Genomic DNA, 11427 nt, shown 5'->3' on the forward strand with positions numbered 1-11427 from the left:
TGGTTAAAAGTGTCGTGTACTATGATGAAAGACTTACTTCTCAAATTTCAAAAAACCTAAAATTTGAAAATAATATTGAAACAGATAATTTAATCCGCGCTTTATTTGGACAAGTTTATTTTGAACAAATACTTCCAAAACCACTTACATATACAAATACCTCTTATGTCCATAATTCAAAACGCATTCCTTACCCCAATTGTGGCGAAACATCGCTTCTTAATTTCTTTTATTATCTTTGGGGCGATCGCGGTGTTATTAACCCAACTTACATTGAATCTACTGAAAAAAAATTAATGGGTCGGACAAATAATAATTGGCAAAAATTAAAAGATTATTTTTTAGAATTTAATGTGATGTCTGCCTCTGCGTCGCACATTGCTCAAGAAAAATGGAGCAATTTAATTTCAAATATGAATCAAGATGATACGCATCCAACACTCAAAATTATCTATCGCCAAAAAGTTTGTAATGTTCAAGGTATTGGTATTATCAATATGTTGAATGTGCTTGAAAAAATAATTCCTGATACAATTCTTTCCCAACCTTTTGCAGATAATGAATTGGACGTTCTAGAACTTGCATCAACAAAATTGGATAGACTTTCTTATCTTTTTTCACGCCCAGAAGATCTAATCACTTGGCAAGTTAATGGAGAAAAAAAAGTTACAAAAAAAGTCATTGATGTTGTCTTTAGTATCAATGGAGAAGAAAGATTCACATGGGAATTTAAAGATAATTCCTTTGGGCTTGAGCTTGTACAAAACAAAAAAAACGATTGGCGTAAAAATTGCGACTGGAAAAAAGCCCCATTGATTATAAAAGCGTGGCTGCATTCAGATATTCAAAGCTTAAATTATTTGATTGAACATCCTTCAGAAATTTATGCATTAAATTTACTATCACCTGTATATGCAGCTATAGCAGTAGACAAAATTTTAGCGCATAAATGGGTGCATATGAAATCTCTTGTGCCACAAATTATAGGTAAGTCCCTTTTTGTAGATGATATTATGGCACAAAAAGGAATTTATACATTATTACATTTCAATAAAGGTATAATCGGCGAAACATATTATCCAGAATTTGATTGGAAAACCTATATTCCAAATTTTAAACCCATGAGCAAACAATCAACGCTTCAAATGGCTGCTTTTATGTATTGTTGGCATGTGCTTCAACAATACACTATTAATGACAATATAGACGCAAAAACACATATAATTGCAACAGAAGAAGGATGTTTTTCTATTTTGAAATGGATCTTGGATAAAAATCCAGAAGCAATACACGATACAGATTCAGCAAATGATGATCTTATTCAAATTTCAATTGAAAATGGTCATCTTGATATTTTGGACTATTTTTTGAATATTCTTAAATCACCTACTGAATACAGAACTGCAAATGGTCGGACTTTGCTTCATCTTTATACGAACTCATCTTATGATATGACAGTTTATATCGAAGAACTTTTAAAAAAGGGAATGAAGATTGATGTTAAGGATAATGCTGAATCAATAGCTTTACACAATATTGATGCGCAAACGCATGTCAATAATATTAAATTCATGATTGATAAAATGATTGAAAAATCTTTGTCTCTTGATCAACAAAACAATCAAAAAGAAACCATTTTATCTTGTATCTCTCGTCATTCTTCTTCTGAGGCTTTTTTCTATTTATTGGATAAAGGTGCCTCTGTGGAATACAAAGGGTCGCAAGGTGAAAATCTTCTTCATAAAATGGTAAACTCAAATAATAAATTAGACATTATACGCTTCTTGATAGAGCAAAAAGGATTCGATATACATCAAACGGATAATCAAGGCAACACAGTACTTCATTATGCAGCCCAAAATGGGTATTTGCCGCATATTCAATATTTGCTTCAAAATGACGCTAAGGCTAATGTTGAAAATAATTTTGGTCAAACACCTCTTCATGCTCTTTTGGGTTCAATGAATTATAATATTGATGGATTATTAGCAACAACAAAACTTCTTCTAAGCAATGGTGCTGATTTAAACGCTCCAGATAAAAATGGCACAACGCCCTTTGCTGCTGCTTTTGGAAAGCACAATATGTCTCTTGATTTAATCAGAGGGCTTATTTACTTAGGTGGTGCATTTCCTGATTTCAACGAAAAAGCAGATGATTTGTTGCATAATGCGTGCAAAAGCGATCAATTAGAGCTTGTTAAATTCTTAGTTGATGAATTAAATCATCCGATTGATGGTAGGGATCAAGAAGGAAAAACACCTCTTCATAGTGCAATATGTGCGCTTAATCTTAAAGTTGTAGATTTTCTTTTGGCAAAAAAAGCAGATTCCCATGTATTAGATAATGAAGGTCAAACGCCATTACATATGCTAGGCACAAGAAATTATTTGTATTCAAAAGGAAATGATTATCTTTTTTTTGAAGAAGATGACGAAGAGGTAGGTTTGAGTGGTCAAGAGCAAGAAGAATTCTTAGAAACAAATGAACGAAAAATCTTAATTCTTAAAAAGATGTTAATGCATGGATCTCAAATAGATGAAAAAAATTCAAAAGGACAAACTCTTTTATGTCAAGTTTTACCTAATATTCATGTACAAGGAATGATGGAATTTATTGATATTCTGATAGAAAATGGAGCAGATATTTTCGAGAAAGATTATGATGGCAATAATGGACTCCATTGGTTTTTTAATTACGCTTCATGTGGCTATGACTTGAATGAGTCGTATGATTTTAAATCTTATTTAAAATATTTATGTGCAAAAGGTTTCGATCTTGAGTCTAAGAATAGTAAAGGGGAAACACCTTTATTTTATGCAATAAGAAACACGTCTTTAGATCCTAGAAATATTCAAAAAATTGTAGCATTGCTTGATTTAGGTGCAGATGTTAATACAACAGATAATGATGGACATTCAATTTTAGATGCTATTCCATCATATTTGTTATCACAATCAAAAGCGCCAATTTTCATTGAACAATTTATTCAAAAAGGCTTGAACAAAACACTCTCCGACAAATTTTTTATGACTCAATTTCAAAATTGTTTCACAATAAAGATCTATGATAACGAAACAGGGAAATTCTTTTTACCTTTTGATATGATCAAATATTGTATTTCTAAAGGTGTGTCACTTCATCAAAAAGATGAAAATCATAGATCGGTATTTACACGTTCTATTTACAATCTAACACCAGATGATTTGGGCACATTATTTACTGAAATAGATATAAATTCTCCCGATGAAGAAGGTAATACTTTTCTTCACCAATTGGCAGGATCAGGTGCTTTCAATCGTCATAACCAAGAAAAAATTATCAAAATGTTGGATCTAGGTGCAAATATAAATGCACAAAATTTAAAAGGTGAAACAGCATTTTTAATTGCTCTAAAATCAAATAATCATTTTTTTATAGATGCCCAAAATTTTGTGTTTATGAACGTTTTGAAATTTCGTGGTTTAGATTTAAGTTTGGCGGATATCGAGGGTAATAAGGTTTCTGCTATCTTCATTCCTAATGTTAATTCTTTCAATGACGTTAATATCCAAGCTTATAGTTATTTTTTAGAGAATGGTTTGTTAACAAATCAAAAAGATAAAGATGGAAAGAACGACTGAGTTTATAAAATCTCAATCCTGAATTGATATGGCATGTTGATCATTTAGCATGCCTTAAATTGATATTTCTGACTTGACCAAAATTTTTCCTATGCCATAATGAGGTTATGTTTCTATTTTGTTCTTTTTGGGGTAATCATGCTGACTCATAAGCAACGCGAAGTTTTAAGTTTTATCACTGCGTATCATGATACCCATAAAATCACACCCAGTTTTGATGAAATAAAAAATGCGATTAATCTTAAATCCAAATCAGGTGTTCACCGTCTTATTGATGCTTTGGTTGTCAGAGGTTATATCATAAAATTGGCGAGAAAAGCGCGCGCCATTGAAATCATTAAACCTCTCGATCCATTGCCTTTCCACACGCCTTCAACATGTTCTGTTCCTCTTTTCGGTAAGATTGCAGCAGGTTTGCCTATTGAGGCTATTCAAAATGAATCTTGGGATATCCCTGGCATTGATTACATTGAAATCCCTTCCTCCCTTTTAAAATCCAATCAACATTATTTTGCATTAGAGGTTGAAGGTGATTCTATGATTGATGCGGGCATTCTTGAAGGTGATTTAGGGCTTTTCTTTCCACAAGATAATCCTAAAAATGGTCAAATTGTTGTTGCCCTTATTAATAATGAAGAAGCAACTCTTAAATATTATTATAAAAAAGATGCAACAATAGAACTACACCCAGCTAATAAAAAATACGCTCCACAGATATATTCTGCTGAGAATGTTCATATCCAAGGGCAATTACATGCTCTTTGGCGCAATTATGGATGATTGTTGTTTTATCATTTATATGCTTTCCATCTCGATAAGGAATAACAATGTTTTTTAAAAGATCTTTACTCATTGTTTTAATAATAATTACACCATTACATATTGTTTTTGCTGACTATATTTTTTCAGCTTTACCTTTTGAGATTAAACAAAAACATATAGAAGAAGTTGACACTCAAATTCAACAAAGATGGGCTAAGCTAAAAGCAAATAAGGCTTCTTTTGCGCGCTACCAAAAAAAATCTGATGGAATCATACGTGAAGAATTTCGCAAGCTTCATTTGATGAGACAAAATTTATGGTACCGCAATCCTGAGGGGTCACCTCATATTTCTCAATTGGATTATATGCTTGATCAACGTCTTTTAGAAAAAGGGCTTTATCGAACCGTCAATAATATGGCTTTTTCATATAATTGTGTAGATAGCACTTATAATGCAAGTACCATTCTTGTGAATGGTTTTCACTTCATTGCGTTAATGGAACCTCTTGAATCAACACTTCTATCATTTTTTAAATTACTCATCAATCACGGTGCAAGCATTTTAGTGCGTTTAAAACCTGAAGAAGAATTTGCAAATGCGGGCACAATAAATTATTGGAAAGATAACCTTATTGAAAATCAAGGCATTGATTTGTTAAATCTTGATGTATCGATACCTAATTGGCCCGCAAAACCAGTTCAAATTCCTTATTTTTATACCAATGCATGGAAAGATGATAAGGGTATGAATGTTCAGGATTTATATCAATTGGTTCAACAAGTGCGGCTTGCTTATCTAAAATCTGAAACCAAAGGCCCTATCGCTGTTCACTGCGCAAGTGGTGTTGGAAGAACAGGTACTTTTATCGCCGCTTTTATTCTTGCAGATTTGCTTGATCGTTTGAAAGCTAATGAAGTGAGCATTGAAGAGGTTGCTTTAAGGCTTTCCATTCAACGACCCAATATGGTTGGAACAGAAGATCAATACATATTGTTATATCGGTTTATAGATTATTATTTAGAGCAGAAATCTAAGTCAACGTCTTAGTTTAATCTACTGAACTATTAAGCGCCCAGCAGATTAATCTTATGAACTAATCGTCTTTACTTTTAATAACCACTAATATCGATCCCTTGGCCGCAATAATTTTAACCATTTTGCCGTTTTCAAGATTAGGTCCTTCAGCGCTCCAAGTTGTATCACCAATTTTAACCCGTCCTCGTCCGTTTACAATTGGTTCAACGAGCGGGTAAACTTGTCCAATTAAAGAGGCTTCGCGTTGATTTAAATCATCTTTGCTAGGTGCTGTTTCTTTATAATGCAAAACTTTGCGTAATATAAAAATACTGACAACAGAAATAATAGCAAAAAAGATTGTCTGATATGACCAATCAAAAACAGACCAAAAGGCGCCTACAATACCTGTTAGTAAAGCGCCAACAGCTAAAGACAGAAAGAAGAACGAGCCCGGAATAATAAGTTCAAGCCCAAAGAATATAAAAGTAAAAACGAACCAATGCCAATAATCAAGGTTTTGTAAAAAATCCATCATTTTTTGCGACCTTCTTTATTGCCTAATGCATCTTTTGTAAGCTCTGCAATCCCACCAATTGATCCAATAAGACTGGAGGCTTCAAGCGGCATAAAGACCATTTTAGTATTAGGGGCTGATCCAATTTTAGCAATCGCTTCAACATATTTTTGGGCAACAAAGTAATTCAATGCGTTTACATTTCCTTTTGCAATCGCTTCTGACACCATGGTTGTTGCCTTGGCTTCTGCTTCTGCCGATCTTTCGCGTGCTTCTGCATCCCTAAAGGCTGCTTCTTTACGACCATCAGCTTCTAAAATAGTCCCTAATTTGTCACCTTCAGCACGTAAAATTTCGGCTTGACGTGCACCTTCAGCTTCAAGAATTGACGCACGTTTTTCACGCTCTGCTTTCATTTGACGGGCCATGGCTTCGACAAGATCATGGGGTGGTGATATATCTTTAATTTCAACGCGCGTTATTTTAATGCCCCAAGGTGCTGTTGCCTCATCAACGACGGACAATAATTTATTATTAATGCGATCACGTTGGGATAAAGCCTCATCAAGGTCCAAAGACCCAATGACGGTTCTAATATTTGTCATGGAAAGATTAAGAATCGCACGATTCAAATCACTGATTTCATAGGCTGATTTCGATGCATCTAAGACCTGAAAGAAGACAACAGCATCAACACGAACCCGTGCATTGTCTCGCGTAATGGCTTCTTGGGAGGGCACATCAAGGACATTTTCCATCATATTGACTTTAGCGCCAATTCGTTCGACGAAAGGCATTAAAATATGAAGGCCAGGCATTAAGGTTTTTGTATAACGACCAAAACGCTCAATCGTATATTGTTGCCCTTGTTTCACCGCAACGATACTTGAATAAATAAAGATTAAAACGACAACAACAAGACCAATGGCAATATATTCAATAGGAAGCATGATAGAACTCCTTAAATAATTAAGATGCTAATTTTTGTTCATCAAAGCTTAGCATATCTTCAGTATTTTTGCCAAGTTCAATTTCTTCAACATTTATTGCACGTTTGGATATTTTTTCTATTGTTTGATTCAAAAGCCTAATATCTTCAACAGCTTGATAAAAATGTGAATCTAATTTTTGAAGGCGGGTCGCCAAAACGCCTATGTCTTTCATCAGCAATGTAACTTCCTTTTGAATCAAAGCACCTTGTTCACGCATGGTTGCATCTTTTAAAATGGCACGAATTGTGTTGAGCGTTGCCATTAAAGTTGTAGGCGACACAATCCAAACTTTTGCTTCAAATGATAGACGAATAATATCCGGAAAATTCGTGTGTAATTCAGCGTAAATGGCTTCACTGGGTAAAAACAAAAGTGCCGATTGGGCTGTTTCGCCTGGAATGATATATTTTTCGGCGATTGCATTGATATGTTTCACCATGTCGGATTTAAATACTTTAGCATAAGCATCTTTTTCTTGCGCAATCTGCGTTGTGACCATGCCACGATAACTTTCCAAGGGAAATTTAGCATCAACGCCAATGGAACCAGGCGGATTAGGAAGTTTGAGCAAACAATCAACGCGTTTGTTATTGGATAATGTTTTTTGAAACTCATAAGCTGAGGGCGGTAAGATAGAACTGACCAAATCTTGCAATTGAATTTCACCAAAAGCGCCACGGGCTTGCTTATTAGACAAGATATCTTGTAGTGAAACGACTTGAGACGATAAATCGGTAATTTTTTGTTGTGCCGAATCAATAACGCTTAATCTTTCACGTAAATGAGATAAATTTTCATGTGTTTGAACAGTGTTTTTATCTAACGTTATTTGAATTTTTTGATTCAACACTTCAAAACGCTGATAAATCATTTCGGTTAGATGTTGTTCCTGTGTTTGAATGCGCTGATTTATCTGCAATTGTGCAGCATTCTGATTATTGACCATTTGTTGCAAATCTTGTTGCAAATGTCCACGCATTTGGTGTGATAATCGATAACCGAAATACCCTAATACGGCTAAAATTAAAAGGATTGAAGGGAGAATAATATACCAAGCGTCATGCATTGAAATGTCCAATAAAAAATTTTTCTACACAATTATATATCAGAAAAACATCAATTTAGACAGTTTTAATTGAGTGCTGTACAATAGGTTTAAATGTAATAAATGTCATAAATATTGACTTATTATAAGTATTAAGTTATAATAACTTAACCAGTATATAAGGAAAAAACATGCGTGCGATTTACGAATACAATAAAAATATTCAAAATGAAGCCATGCAATTTGTGAAACCCCTTTTTGATCATTTAGGTTTTAATTACTTTGCGTTTGAACGTCATTATCATGGCAATAAATTTTTTACTTACAACTCAAATCTAAATGTTGTACAAAAAATTCGCCCATTAATAGATGAATCTAATCATCATACATTTTGCTTTACACCTAAATTAAATGAAAAAAAAATTGTTTTTTGGGATGCTTTTCAATCTAATCAATGGAATTCATTATTAAAAGAACTTAATCATTACAATGGAATATCTATACTTAGTCGAACACATGAAGATTATGTCGATGCATGGTTTTTTGGCGCAAGTAATAACAATACTCAAATATTAAATGTGTATAACAATCATTTTGACCTTATTGAAAAATTCATTGTTTATTTTCAAGCAACAACGAAAGATTTGCTGAAGGTGGATAATCCTGAAAATCATTTTACCTATCGTAACAATCTGTCTTTAAGTTTAAAAAATACAAATAATTGCACTGAATTAGATTTTAAAAACTTTCTTGAAGCGATTAATTTAAAAAAATTACCTTTAAACCTTCAAGACAAACAAGTTAATTGCACACAAAAAGAATTACAAACAATAAAGCTTCTGTCAGAAGGATTAACAATTAAAGAAATTAGTAATTTTCTTGAAAGATCACCGCGCACAATTGAATCGCAAATTTATGATTTGAAAGAAAAAATGAATCTTTTTTCAACCCAAAAAATGATTCATCATTTCAATGAATCGATTTATAAAAATTTTGGGTTTTAGGGCATTCAAGGAGAGGAAATAACATGCGTGAACTGTATGATTACAATAAAAATATACAAAATGAAGCCATGCAATTTGTGAAACCTCTTTTTGATCATCTTGGATTTAACTACTTTACGTTTGCACGTCATTATCATGGCGATAAATATTTTATGTATACGTCAAATCTCAATCAAATTATTGAAGTTTTAACCAAAATTGATGAAGCTGAGTATCACGTATTTTCATACGCTCCCATACTTAATGAAAAAAAGAAAGTATTCTGGGATAGCTCAGACCCAACCAAATGGATTAAATTATATAAAGAACATGATTATTGTCAAGGTGTATCTATGTTTAACAGAAGCGATGAAGATTATGTAGATTCCTGGTTTTTTGCTGCAAGCAATGAAAATACTCAAATATCAAATTTATATAATAAGTATTTTGATCTCATTGAAAAATTTATTGTTTATTTTCAAGCAATAACAAAAAATTTATTGAATGTAGATAATCCTGAAAATCATTTTACCTACCGTGACAATATATATTTTAATTTAAAAAAAACAAATGATTGTACTGATACAGATTTTAAAAATTTTCTTGAAGCGATTAATTTAAAAAAGCTACCCTTACTTCTTCATGATAAAGAAATCAATTGTACACAAAAAGAATTGCAAACTATGAAGCTTCTTTCAGAAGGATTAACGATTAAAGAAATTAGTAATTTTCTTGAAAAATCGCCGCGCACAATTGAATCGCAAATTTATGATTTGAAAGAAAAAATGAATCTTTTTTCAACACAAAAACTGATTCATTATTTTAACAAATCTATTTATAAAAATTTTGGATTTTAGTGGATTCAAGGAAAGGAAATAATATGCGTGAACTGTATGATTACAATAAAAATATTCAAAATGAAGCCATGCAATTCGTCAAACCTTTGTTTGATCATCTAGGTTTTAATTGCTTTGCCTATGTGCGCCATTATCATGGTGATAAATATTTTTTATATGTGTCAAATCCTGATATTGTTCAAAGGGTTTTGTCATTAATAGATGAATCTAGATATTATGTATTTCAATTTGTACCTAAATTAAATGAAAAAAAAATTATTTTTTGGGATGCTTCTCAATCTACTAAATGGTCTTCGTTATTAAAAGACCTTAATCATTACAATGGAGTATCTATACTCAATCGAGCACATGAAGATTACGTAGATTCTTGGTTTTTTGGCGCAAGTAATACAAATACTCAAATATTAAATGTGTATAACAACCATTTTAATTTAATTGAAAAATTTATTGTATATTTTCAAGCAATAACAAAAGATTTATTTAATTTAGATAATCCTGAAAATTTGTTTAAATATCGTGATAATAATTTATTTCTTGATTTAAAAAACACAAATAATTGTACTGATATAAATTTTAAAAAATTTATTGAAGCAATTAATTTAAAAAAACTACCCTTAACTCTTCAAGACAAAGAAGTCAATTGTACACAAAATGAATTACAAACAATGAAGCTTCTGTCAGAAGGATTAACGACTAAAGAAATTAGTAATCTTCTTGAAAGATCGCCGCGCACAATTGAATCGCAAATTTGTGATTTGAAAGAAAAAATGAATCTTTTTTCAACACAAAAATTGATTCATTATTTTAATCAATCTATTTATAAAAATTTTGGGTTTTAGGGTATTCAAGGAGAGGAAATAACATGCGTGAACTGTATGATTACAATACAAATATTCAAAATGAAGCCATGCAATTCATTAAACCTCTTTTTGATCATCTGGGGTTCAATTATTTTTCTTATTTCAGGCATTACAATGGCAATAAATTTTTCTCATATATGTCAAATCCTGACATTGTACAAAGGGTTTTGCCATCAATAGATGAATCTACTTATCATGTATTTCGATTTACACCTAAATTAAATGAAAAAAAAATTGTTTTTTGGGATGTTTCTCAATCTACTAAATGGTCTGCGTTATTAAAAGACCTTAATCATTACAATGGAATATCTATACTCAATCGAACGCATGAAGATTACGTCGATTCTTGGTTTTTTGCTGCAAGTAATACTAATACGAGTATATTGAATTTGTATAACAATAATTTCAACCTAATTGAAAAATTTATTGTTTATTTTCAAACAATAACAAAAGATTTATTTAATTTAGATAATCCTAAAAATTTGTTTAAATATCGAGACGATAATTTATTACTTAATTTAAAAAACACAAATAATTGCACTGAATTAGATTTTAAAAATTTTCTTGAAGCGATTAATCTAAAAAAACTACCCTTAATTTTTCAAAATAAAGAGGTCAATTGTACACAAAAAGAATTGCAAACAATGAAGCTTCTGTCGGAAGGATTAACGACTAAAGAAATTAGTAATTTTCTTGAAAAATCGCCGCGCACAATTGAATCGCAAATTTATGATTTGAAAGAAAAAATGAATCTTTTTTCAACACAAAAACT

General features: G+C 31.8%; 10 protein-coding genes. 7 read left to right on the forward strand and 3 right to left on the reverse strand.

Annotation, left to right across the window (positions count from 1 at the left end; translation table 11 throughout):
• The first annotated feature begins 14 nt into the window (after positions 1 to 14).
• From Q8L85_05375 to Q8L85_05385, 3 genes are all read left to right on the forward strand, one after another.
• On the forward strand, positions 15 to 3623 hold the full coding sequence (locus Q8L85_05375; GenBank protein MDP1724115.1) for an ankyrin repeat domain-containing protein: 3609 nt from the start codon (positions 15 to 17) through the stop codon (positions 3621 to 3623).
• A 138-nt stretch (positions 3624 to 3761) separates the two neighbouring features.
• Entirely contained in the window at positions 3762 to 4403 is a 642-nt protein-coding gene (lexA, locus tag Q8L85_05380) for a transcriptional repressor LexA (protein ID MDP1724116.1), read from the forward strand.
• A gap of 47 nt (positions 4404 to 4450) precedes the next feature.
• Positions 4451 to 5434 (forward strand): tyrosine-protein phosphatase, encoded by a 984-nt coding sequence (locus Q8L85_05385; protein MDP1724117.1) that lies wholly within the window; start codon positions 4451 to 4453, stop codon positions 5432 to 5434.
• Positions 5435 to 5480: 46 nt separating this feature from the next.
• Here the strand turns inward: Q8L85_05385 and Q8L85_05390 are convergent, their stop codons facing one another.
• From Q8L85_05390 to rmuC, 3 genes are read right to left on the reverse strand one after another with little or no spacing between them, the layout of a single operon-like run.
• Positions 5481 to 5939 carry an NfeD family protein gene (locus Q8L85_05390; GenBank protein MDP1724118.1) on the reverse strand — a complete coding sequence of 153 codons (459 nt, stop codon included), beginning with the start codon at positions 5937 to 5939 and terminating at the stop codon, positions 5481 to 5483.
• Complete coding sequence (locus tag Q8L85_05395; protein MDP1724119.1) at positions 5936 to 6868, reverse strand: SPFH domain-containing protein; 933 nt, start codon at positions 6866 to 6868, stop codon at positions 5936 to 5938. The genes Q8L85_05390 and Q8L85_05395 overlap by 4 nt, the downstream gene beginning before the upstream one ends.
• A gap of 19 nt (positions 6869 to 6887) precedes the next feature.
• On the reverse strand, positions 6888 to 7976 hold the full coding sequence (gene rmuC, locus Q8L85_05400; protein MDP1724120.1) for a DNA recombination protein RmuC: 1089 nt from the start codon (positions 7974 to 7976) through the stop codon (positions 6888 to 6890).
• A gap of 170 nt (positions 7977 to 8146) precedes the next feature.
• Between rmuC and Q8L85_05405 the strand changes: the two genes are divergently transcribed.
• The 4 genes from Q8L85_05405 to Q8L85_05420 form a co-directional block, all read left to right on the forward strand.
• On the forward strand, positions 8147 to 8959 hold the full coding sequence (locus Q8L85_05405) for a helix-turn-helix transcriptional regulator (protein ID MDP1724121.1): 813 nt from the start codon (positions 8147 to 8149) through the stop codon (positions 8957 to 8959).
• Between the two features lie 23 nt (positions 8960 to 8982).
• Positions 8983 to 9795, forward strand: coding sequence for a helix-turn-helix transcriptional regulator (locus Q8L85_05410; GenBank protein MDP1724122.1), 813 nt, complete (start codon positions 8983 to 8985; stop codon positions 9793 to 9795).
• A gap of 23 nt (positions 9796 to 9818) precedes the next feature.
• Positions 9819 to 10634, forward strand: coding sequence for a helix-turn-helix transcriptional regulator (locus tag Q8L85_05415; GenBank protein ID MDP1724123.1), 816 nt, complete (start codon positions 9819 to 9821; stop codon positions 10632 to 10634).
• Positions 10635 to 10657: 23 nt separating this feature from the next.
• Positions 10658 to 11427: helix-turn-helix transcriptional regulator (locus Q8L85_05420; GenBank protein MDP1724124.1), on the forward strand; the 770-nt coding region annotated here is incomplete at its 3' end.

The sequence above is a fragment of the Alphaproteobacteria bacterium genome (assembly GCA_030680745.1).
Taxonomy (GTDB): domain Bacteria; phylum Pseudomonadota; class Alphaproteobacteria; order JAUXUR01; family JAUXUR01; genus JAUXUR01.

What these genes read in the sequence shown, in the direction of transcription:
- Q8L85_05385 (MDP1724117.1), top strand. Translation starts at nt 4,451, where the DNA reads ATGTTTTTTAAAAGATCTTTACTCATTGTTTTAATAATAATTACACCA.
- lexA (MDP1724116.1), top strand. Translation starts at nt 3,762, where the DNA reads ATGCTGACTCATAAGCAACGCGAAGTTTTAAGTTTTATCACTGCGTAT.
- Q8L85_05390 (MDP1724118.1), bottom strand. Translation starts at nt 5,939, where the DNA reads ATGATGGATTTTTTACAAAACCTTGATTATTGGCATTGGTTCGTTTTT.
- rmuC (MDP1724120.1), bottom strand. Translation starts at nt 7,976, where the DNA reads ATGCATGACGCTTGGTATATTATTCTCCCTTCAATCCTTTTAATTTTA.
- Q8L85_05395 (MDP1724119.1), bottom strand. Translation starts at nt 6,868, where the DNA reads ATGCTTCCTATTGAATATATTGCCATTGGTCTTGTTGTTGTCGTTTTA.
- Q8L85_05410 (MDP1724122.1), top strand. Translation starts at nt 8,983, where the DNA reads ATGCGTGAACTGTATGATTACAATAAAAATATACAAAATGAAGCCATG.
- Q8L85_05415 (MDP1724123.1), top strand. Translation starts at nt 9,819, where the DNA reads ATGCGTGAACTGTATGATTACAATAAAAATATTCAAAATGAAGCCATG.
- Q8L85_05405 (MDP1724121.1), top strand. Translation starts at nt 8,147, where the DNA reads ATGCGTGCGATTTACGAATACAATAAAAATATTCAAAATGAAGCCATG.